Annotated in this window: 17 protein-coding genes; 10 read left to right on the forward strand and 7 right to left on the reverse strand. The window is 68.9% G+C overall.

Going from position 1 to position 22,873, the window contains the following annotated elements:
• Positions 1 to 42 precede the first annotated feature (42 nt).
• Positions 43 to 2,955, forward strand: coding sequence for an excinuclease ABC subunit UvrA (gene uvrA / locus AC5Y5V_RS27830; RefSeq protein ID WP_499941630.1), 2,913 nt, complete (start codon positions 43 to 45; stop codon positions 2,953 to 2,955).
• Here the strand turns inward: uvrA and AC5Y5V_RS27835 are convergent.
• From AC5Y5V_RS27835 to lysX, 6 genes are read right to left on the reverse strand one after another with little or no spacing between them, the layout of a single operon-like run.
• The gene (locus AC5Y5V_RS27835) at positions 2,952 to 4,106 is read right to left on the reverse strand and encodes a winged helix DNA-binding domain-containing protein (RefSeq protein WP_499941632.1); all 1,155 of its coding nucleotides are present in this window, start codon (positions 4,104 to 4,106) and stop codon (positions 2,952 to 2,954) included. The two genes, uvrA and AC5Y5V_RS27835, sit on opposite strands and share 4 nt — an antisense overlap.
• A 2-nt stretch (positions 4,107 to 4,108) precedes the next feature.
• On the reverse strand, positions 4,109 to 6,049 hold the full coding sequence (gene htpG / locus AC5Y5V_RS27840) for a molecular chaperone HtpG (protein WP_499941634.1): 1,941 nt from the start codon (positions 6,047 to 6,049) through the stop codon (positions 4,109 to 4,111).
• Positions 6,050 to 6,103: 54 nt separating this feature from the next.
• A complete protein-coding gene (locus tag AC5Y5V_RS27845) occupies positions 6,104 to 7,837 on the reverse strand; it encodes a serine/threonine-protein kinase PknH/PknJ (RefSeq protein WP_499941636.1) in 1,734 nt (577 codons plus the stop codon).
• Complete coding sequence (locus AC5Y5V_RS27850; protein WP_499941638.1) at positions 7,830 to 8,057, reverse strand: hypothetical protein; 228 nt, start codon at positions 8,055 to 8,057, stop codon at positions 7,830 to 7,832. Before AC5Y5V_RS27850 ends, AC5Y5V_RS27845 begins: the two co-directional genes overlap by 8 nt.
• Before the next feature lie 10 nt (positions 8,058 to 8,067).
• Complete coding sequence (locus tag AC5Y5V_RS27855) at positions 8,068 to 8,595, reverse strand: DUF6653 family protein (RefSeq protein WP_499941682.1); 528 nt, start codon at positions 8,593 to 8,595, stop codon at positions 8,068 to 8,070.
• On the reverse strand, positions 8,481 to 11,807 hold the full coding sequence (gene lysX / locus AC5Y5V_RS27860; RefSeq protein WP_499941641.1) for a bifunctional lysylphosphatidylglycerol synthetase/lysine--tRNA ligase LysX: 3,327 nt from the start codon (positions 11,805 to 11,807) through the stop codon (positions 8,481 to 8,483). Before lysX ends, AC5Y5V_RS27855 begins: the two co-directional genes overlap by 115 nt.
• 457 nt (positions 11,808 to 12,264) lie before the next feature.
• Between lysX and infC the strand changes: the two genes are divergently transcribed.
• The 4 genes from infC (at position 12,265) to AC5Y5V_RS27880 (ending at position 14,352) form a co-directional block, all read left to right on the forward strand.
• On the forward strand, positions 12,265 to 12,852 hold the full coding sequence (gene infC, locus AC5Y5V_RS27865; protein WP_499941684.1) for a translation initiation factor IF-3: 588 nt from the start codon (positions 12,265 to 12,267) through the stop codon (positions 12,850 to 12,852).
• A gap of 20 nt (positions 12,853 to 12,872) precedes the next feature.
• Complete coding sequence (gene rpmI, locus AC5Y5V_RS27870) at positions 12,873 to 13,067, forward strand: 50S ribosomal protein L35 (RefSeq protein ID WP_499941643.1); 195 nt, start codon at positions 12,873 to 12,875, stop codon at positions 13,065 to 13,067.
• A 72-nt stretch (positions 13,068 to 13,139) separates the two neighbouring features.
• Complete coding sequence (gene rplT / locus AC5Y5V_RS27875; RefSeq protein ID WP_499941645.1) at positions 13,140 to 13,529, forward strand: 50S ribosomal protein L20; 390 nt, start codon at positions 13,140 to 13,142, stop codon at positions 13,527 to 13,529.
• 13 nt (positions 13,530 to 13,542) lie between these two features.
• Positions 13,543 to 14,352, forward strand: a complete 810-nt coding sequence (locus AC5Y5V_RS27880; protein ID WP_499941647.1) for a TrmH family RNA methyltransferase — start codon at positions 13,543 to 13,545, stop codon at positions 14,350 to 14,352.
• Between the two features lie 50 nt (positions 14,353 to 14,402).
• On the opposite strand, the gene AC5Y5V_RS27885 is transcribed toward AC5Y5V_RS27880, so the two are convergent.
• Positions 14,403 to 15,458, reverse strand: coding sequence for an oxygenase MpaB family protein (locus AC5Y5V_RS27885; protein WP_499941649.1), 1,056 nt, complete (start codon positions 15,456 to 15,458; stop codon positions 14,403 to 14,405).
• 281 nt (positions 15,459 to 15,739) lie between these two features.
• Between AC5Y5V_RS27885 and AC5Y5V_RS27890 the strand changes: the two genes are divergently transcribed.
• From AC5Y5V_RS27890 to pheT, 5 genes are all read left to right on the forward strand, one after another.
• Positions 15,740 to 17,377: a PE family protein gene (locus AC5Y5V_RS27890; protein ID WP_499941652.1), complete on the forward strand. Its 1,638-nt coding sequence runs from the start codon at positions 15,740 to 15,742 to the stop codon at positions 17,375 to 17,377.
• A gap of 133 nt (positions 17,378 to 17,510) precedes the next feature.
• The gene (locus AC5Y5V_RS27895) at positions 17,511 to 18,419 is read left to right on the forward strand and encodes an adenylate/guanylate cyclase domain-containing protein (protein ID WP_499941654.1); all 909 of its coding nucleotides are present in this window, start codon (positions 17,511 to 17,513) and stop codon (positions 18,417 to 18,419) included.
• Positions 18,420 to 18,428: 9 nt separating this feature from the next.
• Positions 18,429 to 19,232 carry a rhomboid-like protein gene (locus AC5Y5V_RS27900; protein ID WP_499941657.1) on the forward strand — a complete coding sequence of 268 codons (804 nt, stop codon included), beginning with the start codon at positions 18,429 to 18,431 and terminating at the stop codon, positions 19,230 to 19,232.
• 98 nt (positions 19,233 to 19,330) lie between these two features.
• On the forward strand, positions 19,331 to 20,374 hold the full coding sequence (gene pheS, locus AC5Y5V_RS27905; RefSeq protein WP_499941660.1) for a phenylalanine--tRNA ligase subunit alpha: 1,044 nt from the start codon (positions 19,331 to 19,333) through the stop codon (positions 20,372 to 20,374).
• Positions 20,374 to 22,869, forward strand: a complete 2,496-nt coding sequence (gene pheT / locus AC5Y5V_RS27910) for a phenylalanine--tRNA ligase subunit beta (protein WP_499941662.1) — start codon at positions 20,374 to 20,376, stop codon at positions 22,867 to 22,869. Before pheS ends, pheT begins: the two co-directional genes overlap by 1 nt.
• Positions 22,870 to 22,873: the final 4 nt, after the last annotated feature.

Consider the following 22,873-nt stretch of genomic DNA (forward strand, 5'->3'; position numbering starts at 1 on the left):
GGTACGGCTTGTCTGTATCAAGGATTTCGCGGAGGGTTTTGCGTGGCTGATCGCCTGATCGTCAAGGGTGCGCGCGAGCACAACCTGCGCAGCGTCGACCTTGACCTGCCTCGTGACGCGCTGATCGTCTTCACCGGGCTGTCGGGGTCGGGCAAGTCGTCGCTGGCGTTCGACACGATTTTCGCCGAGGGCCAGCGGCGCTATGTCGAGTCGCTGTCGGCCTACGCCCGCCAATTCCTGGGTCAGATGGACAAGCCGGACGTCGACTTCATCGAGGGCCTGTCGCCGGCCGTGTCCATCGATCAGAAGTCCACCAACCGCAACCCGCGGTCGACGGTCGGCACCATCACCGAGGTCTACGACTACCTGCGGCTGCTGTACGCCCGCGCGGGCACGCCGCACTGCCCGGTCTGCGGGGAGCGAATCGCGCGCCAGACGCCGCAGCAAATCGTCGACCAAGTACTGGCGATGGAGGAGGGCACCCGGTTCCTGGTGCTCGCGCCTGTCGTCCGCACTCGCAAGGGCGAGTTTGCCGACCTGTTCGACAAGCTCAACGCCCAGGGCTACAGCCGCGTGCGGGTCGACGGCGTGGTGCATCCGCTGACCGACCCTCCCAAGCTGAAGAAGCAGGAAAAGCACGACATCGAGGTGGTGGTAGACCGGCTCACCGTCAAGGCCACCGCCAAGCAGCGGCTCACCGACTCGGTGGAGACCGCGCTGAACCTGGCCGACGGGATCGTCGTCCTGGAGTTCCCCGACGAGCGCGACGAGCACGACCACCCCCGCGAGCAGCGGTTCTCCGAGAAGCTGGCCTGCCCCAACGGGCACGCGCTGGCGGTCGACGACCTGGAGCCGCGGTCGTTCTCGTTCAACTCGCCCTACGGCGCCTGCCCCGAGTGCACCGGCCTGGGCATCCGCAAGGAGGTCGACCCCGACCTGGTGGTGCCTGACCCGGAGCTGACGCTGGCCCAGGGCGCGGTAGCGCCGTGGTCGTCGGGCCACACCGCCGAGTACTTCACCCGGATGATGGCCGGCCTGGGCGACGCGCTGGGTTTCAACGTGGACACGCCGTGGCGCAAGCTGCCCGCCAAGGCCCGCAAGGCGATTTTGGAGGGCTCCGACCAGCAGGTGCACGTGCGGTACCGCAACCGCTATGGACGCACCCGGTCGTACTACGCCGATTTCGAGGGTGTGCTGGCGTTCCTGCAGCGGAAGATGGCGCAGACCGAGTCCGAGCAGATGAAGGAACGCTACGAGGGCTTCATGCGCGACGTGCCGTGCCCGGTCTGCGAGGGCACGCGGCTCAAGCCGGAGATCCTGGCGGTGTCGCTGGCCGGGGAGACCGGGGGAGAGCAGGGCGCGAAGTCCATCGCCGAGGTCTGTGAGCTCTCGATCTCTGACTGCGCCGACTTCCTCAACTCGTTGACGCTCGGCCAGCGCGAGCGGGCGATCGCCGGCCAGGTGCTTAAGGAGATCCAGTCGCGGCTGGGCTTCCTGCTCGACGTGGGGCTGGACTACCTGTCGCTGTCCCGCGCGGCGGCCACGCTCTCCGGCGGGGAGGCCCAACGCATCCGGCTGGCGACGCAGATCGGGTCCGGCCTGGTCGGCGTCCTGTACGTGCTCGACGAGCCGTCCATCGGGCTGCACCAGCGCGACAACCGTCGTCTCATCGAAACCCTCACCCGGCTAAGGGATCTGGGTAACACGCTGATCGTCGTCGAGCACGACGAGGACACCATCGCGCACGCCGACTGGGTCGTCGACATCGGCCCGGGCGCGGGCGAGCACGGTGGGCACATCGTGCACAGCGGGACGTACCGCGACCTGCTGGCAAATAAGTCCTCGATTACCGGCGCCTACCTGTCGGGCAAAGAGAGCATCGAGATGCCGGCGATCCGGCGTCCCGTCGACCGCAAGCGTCAACTCACCGTCGTCGGCGCCCGCGAGCACAACCTGCGCGGCATCGACGTGTCGTTCCCGCTCGGGGTGCTGACCGCCGTGACCGGCGTGTCCGGTTCGGGTAAGTCGACGCTGGTCAACGACATTCTGGCGGCGGTGCTGGCCAACCGGCTCAACGGCGCCCGCCAGGTGCCCGGCCGGCACACCCGGGTCACCGGGCTGGATCACCTGGACAAGCTGGTGCGGGTGGACCAGTCGCCGATCGGGCGCACGCCGCGGTCCAACCCGGCCACCTACACCGGGGTGTTCGACAAGATCCGCACCCTGTTCGCCGCCACCACCGAGGCGAAAGTCCGCGGCTACCAACCCGGCCGGTTCTCGTTCAACGTCAAGGGCGGCCGCTGTGAGGCGTGCACCGGTGACGGCACCATCAAGATCGAGATGAATTTCCTGCCCGACGTGTACGTGCCGTGCGAGGTCTGTCACGGCGCCCGCTACAACCGGGAAACCCTGGAAGTGCACTACAAGGGCAAGACCATCTCCGACGTGCTGGACATGTCGATCGAGGAAGCCGCGGAGTTCTTCGAGCCGATCACCGGGATCCACCGCTACCTGCGCACGCTGGTCGACGTCGGTCTGGGCTATGTCCGGCTGGGCCAGCCGGCGCCGACGCTGTCCGGCGGCGAGGCGCAGCGCGTCAAGCTGGCCTCGGAGCTGCAGAAGCGTTCCACCGGCCGCACCATCTACATCCTCGACGAGCCCACCACCGGCCTGCACTTCGACGACATCCGCAAGCTGCTGAAGGTCATCAACGGCCTTGTCGACAAGGGCAATACGGTGATCGTCATCGAACACAACCTGGACGTGATCAAGACCTCCGACTGGATCGTCGACATGGGACCCGAGGGCGGCGCCGAGGGCGGGACCGTCGTCGCCGAGGGCCCGCCCGAGGACATCGCCGCGGTGCCGGAAAGCTACACCGGGAAATTCCTCGCCGACGTGGTCGCCGCGCCCGCGCCGCAGCGGTCGACCCGAAAGCGCAAGGCCACCGCCTAGCGCGCTCGGCAAAGGGGCGACGGGAAGCGCGGCCTGATCCGGGTGCCGTCCAGCCACGCCGTCAGCGCCTCGGCACGCGCCTGCAGGGCCCGGAGTGCGTCGCGGCCGGGATCTTCGAGCAGCTGCAACCGGACGCGGGCGTCGTCGTCCTGACACCAGCCGCCGACCACGCGACCGTTCCACCACACGGTGGGTCCGGCGTTGCCGTTGCGGTCGAAGACCTGGCCGCGGTGGGCCCCGAGATACCAGTCCCGCTCGAACCAGCCCATGGTCGTCGCGTCCAGACCCGGCAGCAGGGCAGCCCACGGCGGCGTTTCCGGCTCGGGCTCGAGGTCGTCGGGCAGCGCATAGCCGGGGCGGTCGTCCAGCTCGACCTGGACGGCACCGATCGCGGTCAACGCCGCGCGCACCGCGGTCAGCGTGCTGCCGAACCACCACTTCACGTCCCCGGCGGTCGCGGGGCCGAAGGTCCGCAGCCAGCGCCGGGTCAGCTCGGCCTGCGCGTCGGCGGGGGACCGGCCCGGTTCGCCCAGCCAGTCCGCGACGGCGGCCCAGCGCGGCCGCGAGGTGGTCCAGGCCCCGTCGTTGGGCCCGCGCACGATGTCGCCGCGCGCCGACAGCACCGTCAGCACCCGGGGCGCAATGGGAACCTCACCGCCCCAGCGCTTTCCGGGTGCCGGATCGTACGTCCCGGCCAATTCGGGTAGCGCCGCGCGCAACTCGGCGCTGCTGGCGGGCCCATGCTCGCCGAGCCGGCGCAGCACCGCGGCGCAGGCCAGATCCAGCCAGCGTTGCCCGTCGGCGGCCACACCGGCCTTGGTCACGTCGGCGGCCAGGCGTCGGCTCTCATTGGCGGCCACCCGGTCACTGGCCGCGGGCTGAACGGTCGGCAGGTCGGCAGCGTCGATCAACCACAACGTGCGCCGCATCGCCAGATGCTTGACCGCCGTGCGCTTCTGGTAGAGCTGCGCGTCCAGGTCCGTCGCGGCGAAGCCAGGGGATCGTGCCCACAGCGACAGGTACGGGGTGGCCGGATCGGTGGCGTGCAGCCCGACCAGCCCGGCGATGACTGAGTCCATCGGCCCACCCGACGACAGAAAATGCCTGCGCGCCAGGCGGTTCCGCCGCTCCGCAACGCCAAACCTGCGCACCGCTACAACGTGCGCGCCAGCCGGTCCGCGAGCAGCGCGGCGAACTTGGCCGGATCCTCGAGCGCGCCGCCCTCGGCGAGCAGCGCCGTGCCGTAGAGCAACTCGGCGGTTTCGGCGAGGCGTTGCCGCCCGGCGTCGTCGGCGGCGTCCTTCTGCGCCTGTTGCAGGCCGGTGACCAGCGGGTGGGTGGGGTTGAGCTCCAGGATCCGCTTACCGACCGGAATCTCCTGCCCGGAAGCCCGGTAAATGCGGGCGAGGGCCGGCGTGATGCCGAAGGCGTCGGTGATCAGGCAGGCCGGGGACTCGGTCAGGCGCGAGGACAACCGCACCTCCTTGACGTGCTCGTCGAGGGTCTCCTGCAGCCAGGTGAGCAGGTCGGCGAAGTCCTTCTCCTGTTCCTTGCGCTCCTCTTCGTGGGCGGTCTTCTCCTCTTCGGAGTCCAGATCGACCTCGCCCTTGGCCACCGATTGCAGCGGTTTGCCGTCGAACTCGGGCACCATGCCCGTCCAGACCTCGTCCACCGGGTCGGTGAGCAGCAGCACCTCGTAGCCCTTGGCCTTGAACGCCTCGAGGTGCGGGGACTTCAACAGCTGCTGGGACGACTCACCGGTGGCATAGAAGATCTGCTCCTGGCCCTCCTTCATCCGGCCGATGTAGCCGGCCAGCGTGGTGAGCTCCTCCTCGCTGTGCGTGGAGGCGAACGACGAAATGCCCAGCAGCGTGTCGCGGTTGTCGTGGTCGGACATCAGGCCCTCCTTGAGGACCCGGCCGAACTGCGACCAGAACGTGCGGTAGTCCTCCGGGCGGTCGGACTGCAACTCCTTGATCGTGGACAGGACCTTCTTGGTCAGCCGGCGGCGGATGGCCTTGATCTGCCGGTCCTGCTGCAGGATTTCGCGGGATACGTTGAGCGACATGTCTTGTGCGTCGACGACACCCTTGATGAAGCGCAGGTACACCGGCATGAGCTCCTCGCAGTCGCTCATGATGAAGACCCGCTTGACGTACAGCTGCACCCCGGTCTTGTTGTCCTGGTTGAACAGGTCGAACGGCGCGTGCGACGGGATGAACAGCAGGGCCTGGTACTCGAAGGTGCCCTCGGCCTTCATCGCGATGACCTCGAGCGGGTCATCCCAGGCGTGCGCGATGTGCTTGTAGAACTCCTTGTACTCCTCCTCGGAGACTTCGTCTTTGGACCTGGCCCATAGCGCCTTCATCGAGTTGAGCGTCTGCGTCTCGATGGTGACCTGCTCTTCGCCGCCCTCTTCTTCGGCGGGCGCGCGGCGCTCGACCTCCATGCGGACCGGCCACGCGATGAAGTCGGAGTACTTCTTGACCAGCTCCCGGATCTTCCACTCCGAGGTGTAGTCGTGCAGCTCGTCCTCGGCGTCCTCGGGCTTGAGGTGCAGCGTGACCGACGTGCCCTGGGGCGCGTCGTCGACGGTCTCGATGCTGTAGGTGCCCTCCCCGCTGGACTCCCAGCGGGTGGCAGCGCTCTCGCCGGCCTTGCGGGTGAGCAGTTGGACCGTGTCGGCCACCATGAACGTCGAGTAAAACCCGATGCCGAACTGCCCGATCAGCTCCTGCGAGGCGGTTTCGTTCTTGGCCTCCCGCAACTTCTGGCGCAGCTCGGCGGTGCCCGACTTGGCCAGCGTGCCGATCAGGTCGACGACCTCGTCGCGGCTCATGCCGATGCCGTTGTCGCGGACGGTCAGCGTGCGGGCGGTTTTGTCGACGTCGATCTCGATGTGCAGATCGGACGTGTCGACGTCCAGGTCCTTGTTCCGGAACGCCTCCAGCCGCAGCTTGTCCAGCGCGTCGGAGGCGTTCGAGATCAGCTCCCGCAGAAACGAATCCTTGTTGGAGTACACCGAGTGGACCATCAGATCCAGCAGTTGGCGTGCCTCCGCCTGAAACTCCAGCTGTTCCGCATTTGCGTTCATGCGCAACAGATTATCGGCAGCCCCCGACGCATCCGGAGGGCCCCGGCCACGAAGCTACCTGGGCACCTTCGCGCCCATATCGGTGGCGATCTGGCTGGCCTGGTTGGTGAGCTGGGCTGCGCAGGCCTGGACGTCGAGGACCACGTTGGAGACCGCGCTCAGCACGTGCTGGCAGGTCACGCCCGTCTTGTCCGTCGAGTCGTGCAACAGCGCGATCTTGGGTGGGGTGCCGGTCACGTCGTGGAACACCCACGGAGTCGGCTTTCCCGCGTGGGTCTGTGTCACGGTCCTGCCGGCGCAGCCCCGCCACTGCGTGTCCTGGGAGTAGACGAATTTCGTCGCCTGGTCCGCGGACGCGAACACCACCGCGCCCTGGACCACGACGATGCCGGGGCCTCCGCTCTCGGCTTTCTGCAGCAGCTGGGCCAGTACGGCGGTGTAGCCACTGCTCTTGTACGTCACGCTTTGATATCCGAGCAGTGCCCCCCGACATAGTTCGTCCGAGAGGGTGTCGCCGGCATCCGGGTCCTTCATGTCCGTTCTGTCGCGTTCGACGGCGATGCCCGACGTCGAGAAGTAGGCGTTGATCTGCGTGGGACTGAGCAGGATCGAATTCAGTTGGGCCGGAGTTACCGTCGGGACCGCCCTCGTGGTGGTAGCCGCGGTGGTGGTGACGGTGGCGCTGGCCTCGGTGCTTGACGTGGCGGTCGAGGCCGTGCCTCCGGCCCCGGTGTTGCGGACGGCCAGCCAGACGGCGGTGCCGACAAGCAGGGTCACGACGGCGAGCAGGGCGCCGATGAGCAACCACGGTTTCCGTCGTGGCGGTCCGGGCGGAGCCCAAACCGGGGGCGGCAGCTGCCGCTGCACGGTGATCGGCGGCATGGGCCCGGTCGGCGGCGGGCCGAATTGTTGGTTGTGTTCGAGCAGCCTGTCGACGCGGTGTTGATCGGGCGTGCTCAACGCGTCGTGGGCGGCTCTGGCCAGGGCCCCGGCCGTCTGGAAGCGCGCGGTGGGCTCCTTTGCCATGCCGTGGGCGATGACCCGGTCGAACCCGGCCGGCACGGTGGGGATGTGCAGGCTGGGTCGCGGGGTGGGCTGGGTAAGGTGCGCCCCCATCAGCGCCGGCAGGCTGTCGCTCGGATACGGTGCGACGCCGGTGAGGCACTCGTAGAGCACGCATGTCAGCGCGTAAATGTCAGCGCGGTAGGTGATTTCGGCGTTTCCGAATCGCTCGGGCGCCATGTAGCTCCAGCTGCCCATCGCGGTGCCGGTCTTGGTCAGGTTCTTGTCTGTGGCCGCCGCGGCGATGCCGAAGTCCACCAGGTAGGCAAAGTCATCGCCGGTGATCAGGATGTTTTCTGGCTTGATGTCGCGGTGGACCACCCCGGCGCGGTGGGCGGCGTCCAACGCCGCGGCGACCTGCTCGACGATGGCGACGGCGCGAGGTGGAGACAAAGCTCCCTCACGGCGGATGAGCGCCGCCAAGTCGTTTCCCTCGACGTAGCGCATGTCGATAAACAGCTGGCCGTCGATTTCGCCGTAGTCGTGGATGGGCAAGATATGCGGCTCTTGCAGCCGCCCGGCGGTGTGGGCCTCGCGCTGCATGCGTTGCCGGAAGACGTCGTCGGAACTGAACTGTTGGGACATCAGCTTGAGCGCGACGGTGCGGTCTTTGACCGTGTCGTACGCCTCGTAGACCTCGCCCATGCCCCCACGGCCCAGCAGCCGTTGGAGCCGGTACGGTCCGAACTGGCTGCCCACTCGGGAGCTCTGTCCGACCTCAGTCATCGTTGTGCAGCGACTCTCGGATCTGCGCCAGCCTTTCGGCGGCCGCGCGCTGGCGCCGGTCAAACTCCTCTTCGACCCGGCGGCCTTCCGGTGTTTCGGCGTCGAGCTCTTTTGCGCCCAGGGAGGTTCCGTACCGGGTCTCGATCTTCTCGCGGACAGACTCGAAGGTCGGTACGCCCGAGCTGTCGTACCCGTCCGCCGTCGTTGGTTCGTCAGGCATGCCCACCACGCTACTGGCGCGCATGGTCGAAATGCCGCACCATTTGTCGCCAATAGACCAATGTGAGGGCCATCTGCAGCACCACCGCCACCATCGCCGGCACCAAAAGGCGGCGACGGGCGGCGACCATACCGCCCAGTGCGACGACGGAGGTCAGGGCGCTGACCGCGGCGGCCGCGCCCCGGGGCCGACGGGTGATCCACAGCTCCTCACCGAGCATCGCCCGCGTGGACCAAGCGTGCTCGTCGCGCGGCTTGCCGAAGACGAACGGGTTGGCCACGAACCAGAGCCCGACGAGCGCGGCGTGATCCCCGCGCCGCGTCCAGACGGGGACCAGCACCAGCGGAGTGCTGGCCCAGCGCGTCCAGGCGCTCCACGGGTTGCAGTGCCGCGCGAACAGTGCGCGTCGGAACGTCGTCAGTCTCAGTGCGGTTTGGCCAGCGGGAAGGGCAGCGTCTCGCGGATGCTGCGGCCGGTGATCAGCATGACGAGGCGGTCGATGCCCATGCCCAGGCCGCCGGTAGGCGGCATCGCGTATTCCATGGCCTGTAGGAAGTCCTCGTCGAGTTCCATCGCCTCGGGGTCGCCGCCCGCCGCCAGCAGCGATTGCTCGTGCAGGCGGCGCCGCTGCTCCACCGGGTCCGTGAGCTCGCTGTAGGCGGTGCCCAGCTCGACACCCCAGGCCACCAGGTCCCAGCGCTCGGCGAGGCCGCGCTTGCTGCGGTGCGGCCGGGTCAGCGGTGACACCGAGGCCGGGAAGTCGATGTAGAACGTCGGGTGTTCGGTGCGGTCCTCCACCAGGTGCTCATAGAGCTCGAGCACCACGGCGCCGGCATCCCACTGCTTGCGGTAGGGGACGTGCGCCGCGTCGGACAGCTTGCGCAGGGTGGCCAGGCTGGTCGCGGCGTCGATGTGTTCGCCGAGCGCCTCGGAGACCGCGTCGTGCACGCTCTTGACCGGCCACACTCCGGAGATGTCCACCGGCTCGACGCGGTCGGACCCGTCGGCGCGGGGCCGCATCACCGTCGGCGATCCGTGCGCCGCCCGGGCGGCGTTCTGGATGAGCTCACGGCAGCCGTCGACCCACACCAGGTAGTCGGCGTGCGCCTGGTAGGCCTCGAGCAGGGTGAATTCCGGATTGTGGCTGAAGTCCACGCCCTCGTTGCGGAACGCGCGGCCCAGCTCGAACACCCGCTCCACCCCTCCGACGCAGAGCCGCTTGAGGTAGAGCTCCGGCGCGATCCGCAGGAACAGGTTCATGTCGTAGCTGTTGATGTGGGTGACGAACGGCCGGGCCGCGGCGCCGCCGTGGATCTGCTGCAGGATCGGCGTCTCGACCTCGATGAATCCCTTGGCGAACAACGTCTCCCGCACCGAGCGCAACACGCTGCTCCGGGCCGTGATCAGGTCGCGGGACTCGGGATTGACGGCGAGGTCGACGTAGCGGGTCCGCACCCGCGCCTCGGGATCGGTCAGCCCTTTCCACTTGTTCGGCAAGGGCCGCAGGCACTTTCCGATCATCCGCCAGTCCCGCACGATCAGCGACCGGGTGCCGTTCTTGCTGAATCCCATCTGCCCGGTCACCTCGACCAGGTCGCCGAGGTCGATGGCCGCCGTGAAATCCCTGGTGCGGCCCCGCCCCAGCCGCGAATTGTCCAGCAGCACCTGCATTTCGCCCGACCAGTCGCGCAGATCGGCGAACAGCACGCCGCCGTAGTCGCGGATGCGCAGGATGCGCCCGGAGACCGAGAGGTCCTCTTTGTCGTCCGCGTCGATCGCGTCGGCGATGGTGTGGCTCGGCGGACTGCCCACCGGGTACGCGTCGACCCCGGCGCGCTTGAGCGTCTTCAGCTTGGTCAGGCGCACCCGGACCTGCTCGGGCAGCCGTGACTGGGTCTCGATCTCCTCGGCGATTTCTTCCTGCTGCGCCAGGCCGCTGACGTCCGGGGCGGATCCGTCGGGGTTCAGCAGCCCGGATTCGGCCAGCCGCGCTGGCACGGCCGGGTGGTGACCGGTGTGCTCCTTGTTGCGCCGGCTGAACGGCAACACCAGGTAGCCCTCGGCGATGACGGACGCGACCCCCACCCGGGGCATCAACCGGGCGTCTTCGTAGCAGGCGTACCGCGGCACCCACTCGGGCTGGTATTTCATGTTCGAGCGGTACAGCGCCTCGAGTTGCCACCACCGCGAGAAGAACAGCAGCAGTCCGCGCCACAGCCGCGCCACCGGGCCCGCGCCGAGCTGGGCGCCCTGCTCGAACGCCGACCGGAACACCGCGAAGTTCAAGGAGATCCGGGTGATTCCGAGCTTTTCGGCGTTGAGGGCGAGCTCGCTGACCATCAGCTCGATGGTGCCGTTGGGTGACTGCGGCGAACGCCGCATCAGGTCCAGCGAGGCGCCGTTGTTGCCCCATGGGACCAGCGAGAGCAGCGCGACGACCTTGCCGTCGCGGTCGAGGGCCTCCACTAGCAGGCAGTCCGAATCCGCGGGATCGCCGAGCCGGCCCAGCGCCATCGAGAAGCCGCGCTCGGTCTGGGTGTCGCGCCAGGCGTCGGCGCGGACGATGGTCTCGGCCATCTCCTCGGGGGAGACGTCGCGGTGCCGTCGGAAACGTACCGTCAGGCCGGCGCGCCGCGCGCGCGTCACGGCCTGACGCACCCCGCGCATCTCCGGGCCGGACAGCTTGTAATCCGCGGTCCGCAGGATCGCCTCGTCGCCGAGCTCCAGGGCATTGAGGCCGGCTTCGCGGTACACCTTCGCGCCGGCCGAGCTGGCGCCCATGACACCGGGCGCCCAGCCGTAGGCCTGGCACAGGCCCAGCCAGGCGTCGACGGCGTGCCGCCAGGCCCGTGGGTCGCCCAGCGGATCGCCGCTGGCCAGGCAGACGCCGACCTCGACTCGGTAAGTGAGGGCCGCGCGCCCGCTCTGCGCGAACACCACCGACTTGTCCCGGCGGGTGGCGAAGTAGCCCAGCGAGTCGTTCTGGCCCCATAACTCGAGCAGGCCGCGGATTGCGGACTCGTCCTCGCCGGTCAGGGCGTTATCGGCGCGCTGAGACTGGAACAGCACGATCGCAGCCACGATCAGCGCCAGTGCGCCGAACAAGCCCATGGCCGCGTTGAGGAACACGTGCGGGCGGCCGCTGAACAGGCTCGAATCCACGACGGCGAACCCGACCACGCGGTTGACCACGTACAGGAACCGGTGATCCTCACTAAGTGTCCCGGGGAACATCTGGACCAGGCCCCAGGACACCAGGATCCCGATCAGCCACCCGGTGAGCAGCACCCCGGCGGCTTTGAACAGCGCGCCCCGGCGGACCTTGGCCCAGAACTCCCGATAACTCAGGATCAGCAGGACGGCGCCGACGACGTGGAAGGCGAACCCGAGGTTTTCGCCGAAACTCTCGGCACGAGTGTTGCCGCCCTGGGCGATGTCGGCGACGTTCAAGACGGCGGACAGGACCATATTGCCGAGCAGCAGCAGCCAGGCGATGCGCTTGCGGGCGGTCAGGGCGGCGGCCAGCAGCGCCAGCACGAAGGACCACGAGATGCTGGTGTCCGGGAAGTTGAACAGGTAGGCGTTGATGAATTCCCGCGGGACCTTGATGATCCAGCGAAGCAACGGTGACACGCTGGCGACCAGCGACACGGTGGCGATGACGCCAACGGTCCAGCCAGCCGCCGCCGGGACCCAATGGAACCGGGAATTCGACTGGCTTACCCCCGAGCGAGTCGTTGCGAGTGTCACCGACCGAGAGAATATGCCCTCAAACCAAGGAATGCTTCGGGAAGGGCCACGAGTCGCCTAAGACTCTCGGCGAGTCGTCGCGCGTCGGGGCGCACGTCGCCGGACACGTCGGGGGTCGGTCGGGGGGTCAGTCGTGGGTCGGGAGGCTGCTAAACTAGCCTGCGCGACCATCCCGGCGAAGGCCAGGGACAGTTAAGTGGAGTCCCACTCCCACCGCTAGCCACGAGCAAAGCCAAGGCTATGCGGTCCGGTCACGGGCATGTTGAAGTGCCCGTTCTGCGCGCGGCGCAGGCGGCTCGAGTAGCACTCGATCGCGATCGGTCGGCATTGGGCCCTGTCTGCACAGGGCTTTTTTGCTGATGGCGTGGTTTCACCGCTGTCTTTCGAGGCATTCTTCTGGCTCTGGTCACGTTGCAGGACCACTGCAAGTTACGAGTAGCCGAACAGGGGAGGCCCCATCAGCACTGAGACCCGCGTCAACGAGCGCATTCGCGTACCTGAAGTCCGATTGATCGGCCCAGGGGGAGAACAGGTAGGCATCGTGCGTATCGAAGACGCACTCCGCGTTGCCGCGGACGCCGACCTCGACCTTGTTGAAGTTGCCCCGAACGCCAGACCGCCGGTCTGCAAAATCATGGACTACGGCAAGTACAAGTACGAGGCGGCGCAGAAGGCGCGCGAATCCCGCAGGAACCAGCAGCAGACCGTCGTCAAGGAACAGAAGCTGCGGCCAAAGATCGACGACCACGACTACGAGACCAAGAAGGGTCACGTAGTCCGCTTCCTGGAGGCCGGATCGAAGGTCAAGGTCACCATCATGTTCCGCGGCCGCGAGCAGTCCCGCCCCGAGCTGGGCTATCGGCTGTTGCAGCGGCTGGGCGCCGACGTCGCCGAGTACGGCTTCGTCGAAACCTCGGCCAAGCAGGACGGACGCAACATGACGATGGTGCTGGCACCGCACCGCGGCGCCAAGACGCGCGCCAAGGCGCGGCACCCTGAGGGGCCCGCCGCGGGTCCCGCCGCCGACGAGACACAACCTGACTAGTACGTAGAAACTGAGGAAACATGCCTAAGGCCAAGACCCACAGCGGGGCCTCGAAGCGGTTCCGCCGCACCGGCACCGGCAAGATCGTCCGCCAGAAAGCCAACCGTCGGCACCTGCTCGAGCACAAGCCGAGCAAGCGCACCCGTCGTCTCGACGGCCGTACGACGGTGTCGGCCAACGACACCAAGCGAGTCAACGCGCTGCTGAACGGCTGATCGCTTTACCGATCTTGACGACCGATCTTGACCCATCACGACTGAAACGTTTGAACGAGAGTAGGAACATCCATGGCACGCGTGAAGCGGGCAGTCAACGCCCACAAGAAGAGGCGCACCGTCCTCAAGGCCTCGAAGGGCTATCGCGGCCAGCGGTCCCGGCTCTACCGCAAAGCCAAAGAGCAGCAGCTGCATTCGCTGCAGTACGCCTACCGCGACCGTCGGGCCCGCAAGGGTGAGTTCCGCAAGCTGTGGATCTCGCGGATCAACGCGGCGGCGCGTGCCAACGACATCACCTACAACCGGCTGATCCAGGGCCTGAAGGCCGCCGGCGTCGAGGTGGACCGCAAGAACCTCGCCGACATCGCGATCAGCGACCCTGCGGCGTTCACCGCGCTGGTCGACGTCGCCCGGGCGGCGCTTCCCGAAGACGTGAATGCCCCGCCCGGAGAGGCCGCCTAGCCCAGGCCGTGTAGTGCTCACCGAACGCTCGGCCACGGTGGCCGCGGCGGTCAAGCTGCATCGCCATGTCGGTCGGCGGCGCGCCGGACGATTCCTCGCCGAGGGCCCCAACCTGGTCCAGGCGGCGTCGACGCGGGGGCTGGTTCGCGACGTGTTCGCCACCGAGTCCGCGGCGCAGCGCTACGCCTCGCTATTGGCGGGACTGCCGGTGCACCTGGTGACCGAGCGGGCCGCGAAAGCGTTGTCCGACACCGTCACCCCCGCGGGGTTGGTCGCGGTCTGCGAAGCGCCCGCCACCGGACTCGAGGACGTGCTCGCCGGGTCGCCGCGGCTGATCGCGGTCGCCGTCGAGATCGGCGAGCCCGGCAACGCCGGCACGCTGATCCGCATCGCCGACGCCATGGGCGCCGCGGCGGTGGTGCTCGCCGGGCACAGCGTCGACCCCTACAACGGCAAGTGCCTGCGCGCCTCGGCCGGAAGCATCTTCGCGATCCCGGTGGTGGTCGCTGTCGACGCTGTTTCCGCCGTCGCCGCGCTGCGATCGGCGGGCCTGCGGGTGCTGGCCAGCACGGTGGACGGCGAGACGCGTCTCGACGACGCCGGGCCGCTGCTCGCCGAGCCGACGGCGTGGCTGTTCGGGCCCGAGGCGCACGGGCTGTCCGCCGACCTCGCGGGGCAGGCCGATCACCGGGTGCGGATCCCGATGGCCGGCGGCGCCGAAAGCCTCAACGTCGCCGCGGCCGCGGCGATCTGCCTCTACCAGAGCGCGCGGGCCCTGGATCGCGCCGTTGACTCTGCGGCTACTGCGCAAGAGTGCGAGTAGGCACCGCGCTCACCGCAGACTCAACGCGCAGGCGCCTAGGCCGACAGCGCCTATGCCGCGCGCGCCCGGCCCCGGCCCCGGGCGGGCCGCAGACCGGCGATCGAGAGCGTGCTGTGCACCAGCGATCCCGCCCGCTCGATCAGGAACTTGGCGGGATGCGAGCCCGGCGGAAAGTAATGCATCGGCAGGCCGCGACGGTCCCGGGGCGGCGCCACGAACGACGGCGCCTCCACGAGCGGCGCATCGTCGCGGATCCGGCCCTCGGCCCGGCGGTACGCAGCCAGCGCGCGCGGGTGCAGGCGGATTTCGTCGGGTACCGCGAGGAACGCCAGTTCGACGCATTTGCCGAACACCCGCAGCAGGATCTCGTCGCCGGGCGTCCAGCGCATTCCGGCCTTCTCCCGCACCGCCGGCTCGAACAGGCCCGCCGCGATCCAGCGCTGCCCGGCCACGAGCGGCCTGAACAGCTGGTCCCAGATCGGGGTCGGCATCAGCACGAATTTCGGCTTGGGGATCCGCATGTTGAAGATGTCCAGCGTTGCCCGGTTGATCTCCAGCTCGTCACGTCCGACCCGCTGCCAGTACTCCTGAAACTCCTCCCAGGAGCCGGGTACCGGCCGCATGCTCATCCCGTACATCCGGTACCACTGCACGTGTTCGTCGAACAGCTGGCGCTTCTCGGCCTCGGTCAGTCCGCCGCAGAAGTATTCGGCCACCTTGATGACCAGCATGAAGAACGTCGCGTGGGCCCAGTAGAACGTCTCCGGGTTCAGCGCGTGGTAGCGGCGCCCCTCGGCGTCGACGCCCTTGATGGTGCGGTGATATCCCTTGATCTGCTGGCCGGTCTCGGCGGCGCGGTCACCGTCATAGACGACGCCCATGATCGGATAGACCGAGCGGGCCACCCGCTGCAGCGGTTCGCGCAGCAGGATCGAATGCTCCTCGACGCCAGCGCCGAGCTCGGGATACATGTTCTGGATCGCGCCGATCCACACACCCATCATTCCGGTGCGGAGGTCGCCGAAGTACCTCCATGTGAGCGACTCAGGGCCCAGCGGTCGAGCGGACGCCTGGGCGACTGTCTCGGATGTCGCTGCGGTGGTCATCGTTGACCTCCTCTCCCGAATGCGCTCACGATAACTTTGACAACGCGCGTTGTCCGGGATTTCGGCATATCGCAACGACCGTGTTATCGACTCTCCACACCCGCGTCGCGACCGCGTGATCAGGTCGTTTGTCCAGCGAGCGGGCCAGCCCCCACGCACCGTCGCCGCGGCCGGCCGCCACGCCAAAATTTCTCATTCCACATGACTTGAACAGCAGTACACTTTGTTTCTCTCGCTTATTTGCTCGGTGCGTTTCAGTAGTCAGTCAGAGGAGACGGGCTATGTCGTTTTTGAGCTTTGCGCCCGACACAGTGTTTGCTGCGGCCGGTGATCTGAACGGTATCGGCAACGCGCTGAACGAAGCGAGGGCCGCGGCCGCAGTGCCCACCACCGCAGTCGCAGCCCCCGCGGCAGACGACGTGTCGGTGGCCATCGCGGCGCTGCTCGGCAGGCATGCTCAGGACTATCAGGCCGTCAGCGCCCGGGCGACCGCCTTCCACGACAGGTTCGTCGAAGGTTTGAGGCGCACCGTCAGCCAGTACCTCAACACCGATGCCGCTAACGCCGAGCAGAATTTGCTGGGAACGCTGAACACGCCCGCCCAGGGCCTGCTCGGCGGGACGTCGGGCGGGGTGTCGGTCGGCGGCACCGTCGGCGGCACCGATGTCAGCACTGTGGGCGGTGTCGTCAGCAGCGGCGGCTCAACCGGAGTGTCGACCGGCGTGACCACCGGTGGAGGCGTCACGATTCCCCCGGTCACGACGCCCCCGGTCACGACGCCGCCGGTGGTGGTCACGCCCCCGGTCACGACGCCGCCTGTCGAGCCACCTCCGGTCACACCGCCCGTCGCGGTCACTGTCCCGCTCTTGAACACGAACACGCCCTTGGGGCCGTTGGCGCTGTCGCTGACGGGGTTGGCGGACCCGGCGTCGGGCGCGCTGTCTTTGACCGGCGGAACGCTCACCGCGCCCCCGATGCTCGCGTACGCCGTCGATGCGCTGGGTGCGCCGTACAACGCCCTGCTGTCGCTCGGGCACAGCAGCGATGCGTTCACCACCGCTCTGCAGGCCGGGAACCTGCTGGGAGCCGCCAACGCCCTGGTGCGGGCCCCCGGCGACATGGTGCACGGCTTCCTCTTCGGCCAGGGCACGTTCACGCAGGCGATACCCGCACCCACCGGAACGGGATTCGAGTCGATCGCGGTCAACCTGCCGGCCAACGGTCTGTTGGCCCCACTCGATCAAATGACGGTGACGCTGACGCCGACGAGCGGGTCGCCCAGCGTCGTCCCGGTGGGCGGCACGGAGTTCGGCGGCCTGTTCACCGCGCTGCAAGGCGCGGGAGCCGTGCCCGCACAGGCGCTGGCGGGACACTCTTTGCTCGGCGGCATCGTTCTCGGCAGCGACCCGTTGCTCGGCGACTCCGCGCCGTTCAGCCTGCCGCTGGTGAATCTGAGTACTCCATTCGGGCAGTTGGCGCTGACGCTGAATGGGACGGCCGACACGGTGACGGGCGCGCTCGCGCTGACCGACGGCTCGCTCGCGCTGCCCGCGCCGGTCGCGCTCGCCCTCGACGCGGTGGGGGCGCCGTACAACGCGTTCCTGGCGCTGGGACACAGCAATGCGGCGTTCGCCAGCGCGCTGCACAGCGGCAACGTACTCGGCGCGGCCAACGTCCTGGCCCACGCCCCGCACGACGTGGTGCACGCCTTCCTGTACGGCGACGGCACGTTTACCCAGGCGATACCCGGGATCTCGGAGGCTGGTATTTCGTCGCTGGCGGTGAACCTGCCGGTCAACGGCCTGTTGGCGCCGCTGGAGCCGATCACGGTCACACTGACGCCGACCACCGGGCCGCCGTCCGTAATCCCGTTGACCGGCACCGAATTGGGCGGCCTGCTCGCCGGCCTCAAGGGCTGACACCCCACTGTCAAGCGGCCACGCCGGGCGCGGCACTGTGCTAATGGCGTGATCAGGCCCTTCGTTGCGAGCTGCGACACAGCGACACCGGCCGTCGTTGCCTGGTTCAGCCGAAAACACCTACCCTGGCCAAGTGGATGTCGGGCCAGGGGATGAGGAATCCGGCGGGTCCGACGAGACGGCCACGGCGCTGGCGTCGGCCCCGCAGCGGCGTTCACCCGCGCATTGGCTGCGCACCACCAACCACAGTCCCGGCGTCGTAGCGTTCGTCCGGCGTGCGCGCCGACTGCTGCCCGGCGACCCGGAGTTCGGCGACCCGCTCTCCACCGCGGGAGAAGGCGGTCCCCGCGCCGCGGCGCGGGCAGCCGACCGGTTGCTGCGGGATCGCGACGCCGCGTCGCGCGAGGTCGGCCTCAGCGTGCTGCAGGTGTGGCAGGCGCTCACCGAGGCGGTATCCCGCAAACCCGCGAATCCGGAGGTAACGCTGGTTTTCACCGACCTCGTCGGCTTCTCGGACTGGTCGCTGAAGGCGGGTGACGACGCCACCCTGCAGCTGTTGCGCAAGGTGGCCCGGGCCGTCGAGACGCCATTGCTGGACGCGGGCGGGCATATCGTCAAGCGCCTGGGCGACGGGATCATGGCGGTGTTCCGGGACCCACTGGTCGCGGTGCGCGCCGTGTTCGTCGCCGACGAGGCGATGAAATCCGTCGAGGTGAATGGGTATACCCCGAAGATGCGCGTGGGGATTCACACGGGACGGCCGCAGCGGCTGGCCTCGGACTGGCTGGGGGTCGACGTCAACATCGCCGCCCGAGTCATGGAGCGCGCCACCAAGGGCGGCATCATGGTGTCGGGCACCACACTGGACCTGATCCCACAGAGTGATCTTGACGACCTCGGCATCGTCGCAAAGCGCGCGCGAAAGCCGCCGTTCGGGCACAAAACCGCAGGCATGCCACCCGATCTCGCGATCTATCGGCTCAAGACACGTCGGGAGTTCTTACCTGCCGTTGAAACGGTGGAAACAAATGCACAGGCATAGTGGTAGGCGATGATTGACCGCATCCTGTCCGGGCTCGCGAGGTTACGGTTCACCGTTGGCTACATGGCCGCGCTGGTCGCGGTGAGCACCGCCTTCCTCGTGGTCAGTCCCCAGACGCACGCGCGGATCATCCAGCGGGCCAGCACCAACCTGCACAATCTGTCGCACGGCCGGCTCGGCACCCTGCTGGACAGCGCGTTCGTCGTCGAGGCCGGTCCGCTGTACTTCTGGATGCCGTTCCTGGCGTGCCTGCTGACACTGGCCGAGCTGCACCTGCACACCATCCGGCTGATGGTGGCGTTCATCGTCGGCCACATCGGTGCGACGCTCGTGGTGGTCGCGGCCCTCGCGACCGCCGTCGAGTTCGGCTGGATGCCGACGTCGGTCACCCGCGCCAGTGACGTGGGGATGAGCTACGGCGCCCTCGCGGTGATCGGAGCGCTGACGGCGACCATCTCGCGGCGCTGGCGCGCGGCGTGGATCGGCTGGTGGGTGTCGGCGGGTTTGATCTCCGGCGTCGTCGGCGGTGAGTTCACCAACGCGGGCCACGCCGTCGCGGTCGTCCTGGGGGTGCTGGTGGCGTCGCGCTTCCGCCACCCCGTGCACTGGACCCCGGTGCGGCTTTTCATGCTGGTCAACGCTTCGGGTTTCGGCTTCCTCATCCTGGCGCACCACTGGGGCTCGATGGCCGCAGAGCTTGGGTTCGGCGCGCTGGGTGCGGTCGCGGGCTACCAGATCTCTCGGTTCCTCAAGGCTCGCCGCGCGCCCGCGCCGATTGCCGTCGCGAGCCCTGAGCCAGTACTGACCGCCTGAGCTTCCCCCGGCGCGAATCACCGAATCCCTTATGATCGGGGCGAATCCAGCCCCATCACCGTCGATGCGGCTCGTCTGAGAAACGAGAGGGTCGCCGCGTGGGGGATCAACCCGCCGATCTGTCGCCCGAGGCGTTGGCCAAGGCGGTCAGCGCCGCCCAGCGGGCGATCGAACTCGCCGACGGTCTGGACGCCCTGGCGCGGGTCAAGACCGAGCACCTCGGTGACCGCTCGCCGATCGCGTTGGCGCGTCAGGCCCTGGCCACCCTGCCCAAGGAACAGCGCGCCGACGCCGGCAAGCGGGTCAACATCGCCCGAGCCGACGCCCAGCGCAGCTACGACGAACGGCTGGCGGTGCTGCGCGCGGAGCGCGACGCGGCGGTGCTGGTCGCCGAGGGCATCGACGTCACCCTCCCGTCGACCCGGCAGCCGACCGGCGCCCGGCATCCGATCACGATCCTGGCGGAGCACATCGCCGACACGTTCATCGCGATGGGCTGGGAACTGGCCGAAGGGCCGGAGGTCGAAACCGAGCAGTTCAACTTCGACGCCCTGAACTTCCCGCCCGACCACCCGGCGCGCAGCGAGCAGGACACCTTCTACATCGCGCCCGAGGGGTCCCGACAGCTGCTGCGTACGCACACCTCGCCGGTGCAGGTGCGCACGCTGCTGGAACGCGAACTGCCGGTGTACATCATTTCGATCGGCCGTACCTTCCGCACCGACGAGCTCGACGCCACCCATACCCCGGTCTTCCACCAAGTCGAGGGCCTGGCCGTGGACCGCGGTCTGTCCATGGCCCACCTGCGCGGCACGCTGGACGCTTTCGCGCGGGCGGAGTTCGGGCCGGCGGCGCGCACCCGCATCCGGCCGCACTTCTTCCCGTTCACCGAGCCGTCCGCCGAGTTCGACGTGTGGTTCGAGGGCAAGAAGGGCGGCGCCGACTGGGTGGAGTGGGGCGGTTGCGGCATGGTGCACCCGAACGTGTTGCGGGCCGCCGGGATTGACCCGGAGGTCTACTCGGGCTTCGCGTTCGGCATGGGCCTGGAACGCACGCTGCAGTTCCGCAACGGCATTCCGGACATGCGCGACATGGTCGAGGGCGACGTCCGCTTCTCGCTGCCGTTCGGGGTGGGGGCCTGATGCGCGTCCCGTACAGCTGGCTGCGCGAGGTGCTGCGGGCCGGCGCGCCGGGCTGGGACGTGGCTCCCGCCGATCTCGAGCGGACGCTGGTGCGCATCGGCCACGAGGTGGAGGAGGTGCTCCCGCTCGGCCCCGTCGACGGCCCGCTGACCGTGGGGCGGGTCACCGAGATCGAGGAGCTGACCGGTTTCAAGAAGCCGATCCGTGCCTGCCTGGTGGATGTCGGCGCCGGCGAGCCGCAGGAGATCGTCTGCGGGGCAACCAACTTCGTGGTCGGCGACCTGATCGTTGCGGCGTTACCCGGCACCACCCTGCCTGGCGGGTTCGCCATCGCGGCGCGCAAGACCTACGGCCGCAACTCCAACGGCATGATCTGTTCGGCGGCCGAACTCGGCCTGGGCGCCGACCATTCGGGCATCCTGGTGCTGCCGCCGGGAACGGCCGACCCGGGCGCCGACGCCGCCGAGGTGCTCGGCCTCGACGACGCCGTCCTGCACTTGGCCATCACCCCCGACCGCGGCTACTGCATGTCGGTGCGCGGCCTGGCGCGCGAGCTCGCCTGCGCCTACGACCTGGACTTCGTCGACCCCGCAGATATCCCACCGCTTCCGGTCGAGGGCGAGGCGTGGCCGCTGACCGTGGATCCCGAGACGGGCGTCCGTCGATTCGCGCTGCGCCCGGTCACCGGGATCTATCCGACAGCCGTCTCGCCGTGGTGGTTGCAGCGCAGGCTGCTGCTGTGCGGCATCCGGGCGACATCGCCGGCCGTCGACGTGACCAACTACGTGATGCTGGAACTGGGCCATCCGATGCATGCCCACGACCGCCAGCGCATCACCGGGGGCCTCGCCGTGCGGTTCGCCCGGCCCAGCGAGACCGTCGTGACCCTGGACGACATCGAACGCAAACTGACGCCGACCGACGTCCTGATCGTCGACGACGTCGCGACCGCGGCGATCGGTGGCGTCATGGGCGCCGCCAGCACCGAGGTCCGCGCCGACTCCACCGACGTCCTCTTGGAGGCCGCGGTATGGGATCCGGCCGCGGTGTCGCGCACCCAGCGCCGCCTGCACCTGCCCAGCGAGGCGGCCCGCCGCTACGAGCGCGCGGTGGACCCGGCCATCTCCGTGGCCGTCCTGGACCGCTGCGCGACGCTGCTCGCCGACATCGCCGGGGGAGCGGTCGCGCCGACGCTGACCGATTGGCGTGGCGACCCGCCCCGCACGTCCATCCGGGACTGGTCCCCGCCGCCGATCCGGATGGCCGTCGACCTGCCGGACCGCATCGCCGGAACGGCGTACCCGGACGGCGCGACGGTGCGGCGGCTGACCCAGATCGGCGCGGAGGTGACCCGCGACGGTGACACCCTGACCGTCACGCCGCCGAGTTGGCGACCCGACCTGCGCCAACCCGCCGACCTCGTCGAGGAGGTGCTGCGGCTGCAGGGCCTCGAGGCGGTCCCCTCGGTTCTGCCGCCGGCCCCCGCCGGCCGTGGGCTCTCGGCGTCGCAGAAGCGCCGCCGGGCGGTCGGAAAGTCGCTGGCCCAGTCCGGCTATGTGGAGATACTGCCGACCCCGTTCCTGCCGGCCGGCGTGTTCGACCTCTGGGGACTGCCCGCCGACGACCCGCGGCGCAACACGACTAATGTGGTCAACCCGCTGGAGGCCGACCGCCCGCAGCTGGCCACCACGCTGCTGCCGGCCCTGTTGGAAGCCTTGGGGCGCAACGTGTCCCGAGGCCTGGTCGACGCTGCGCTGTTCAGCATCGCGCAGGTGGTCCAGCCGACCGAGCGGACCCGCGGCATCGACCTCATCCCCGTCGACCGTCGGCCCACCGACGCCGAGATCGCCGCGCTGGACGCCTCCCTGCCCAGGCAACCGCAGCACGTCGCGGCGGTAATGGCCGGCCTGCGCGAACCGCGCGGCCCCTGGGGCCCCGGCCGTCGTGTCGAGGCCGCCGACGCATTCGAAGCGGTGCGGATCATTGCACGCGCCAGCCGGGTCGACGTGGCGCTGCGGCCGGCTCAGTACCTGCCGTGGCACCCGGGTCGGTGCGCCGAGGTCCTCGTCGGGGACACGCCCGTCGGCCACGCGGGGCAATTGCATCCCGCCGTGATCGAGCGGTCGGGCCTGCCCAAGGGCAGCTGCGCGCTCGAGCTCAACCTCGACGCGATTCCCATCGTCGAGGCGCTGCCGTCGCCCAGGGTGTCGCCGTTCCCCGCGGTGTTCCAGGACGTCAGCCTCGTGGTGGCGGCGGATGTCCCGGCGCAGGAGGTCGCGGACGCCGTCCGGGCTGGTGCCGGCGAGCTGCTGGAGGACCTTGCGTTGTTCGACGTCTTCACCGGGCCGCAGATCGGCGAGGATCGCAAATCGCTGACGTTCGCCCTGCGGTTCCGGGCGCCGGACCGCACGTTGACCGAGGACGACGCCAGCGCTGCCCGTGATGCCGCCGTGCAGTGCGCGGCCGACCGCACGGGCGCGGTATTGCGCGGCTGAAGTG

It is taken from the genome of Mycobacterium sp. NGS68, assembly GCF_059812195.1.

Coding starts and splice junctions, on each gene's coding strand:
- rpmI (WP_499941643.1), top strand. CDS start 12,873: ATGCCTAAGGCCAAGACCCACAGCGGGGCCTCGAAGCGGTTCCGCCGC.
- AC5Y5V_RS27845 (WP_499941636.1), bottom strand. CDS start 7,837: ATGACTGAGGTCGGACAGAGCTCCCGAGTGGGCAGCCAGTTCGGACCG.
- AC5Y5V_RS27890 (WP_499941652.1), top strand. CDS start 15,740: ATGTCGTTTTTGAGCTTTGCGCCCGACACAGTGTTTGCTGCGGCCGGT.
- htpG (WP_499941634.1), bottom strand. CDS start 6,049: ATGAACGCAAATGCGGAACAGCTGGAGTTTCAGGCGGAGGCACGCCAA.
- AC5Y5V_RS27850 (WP_499941638.1), bottom strand. CDS start 8,057: ATGCCTGACGAACCAACGACGGCGGACGGGTACGACAGCTCGGGCGTA.
- pheT (WP_499941662.1), top strand. CDS start 20,374: ATGCGCGTCCCGTACAGCTGGCTGCGCGAGGTGCTGCGGGCCGGCGCG.
- AC5Y5V_RS27900 (WP_499941657.1), top strand. CDS start 18,429: ATGATTGACCGCATCCTGTCCGGGCTCGCGAGGTTACGGTTCACCGTT.
- rplT (WP_499941645.1), top strand. CDS start 13,140: ATGGCACGCGTGAAGCGGGCAGTCAACGCCCACAAGAAGAGGCGCACC.
- AC5Y5V_RS27885 (WP_499941649.1), bottom strand. CDS start 15,458: ATGACCACCGCAGCGACATCCGAGACAGTCGCCCAGGCGTCCGCTCGA.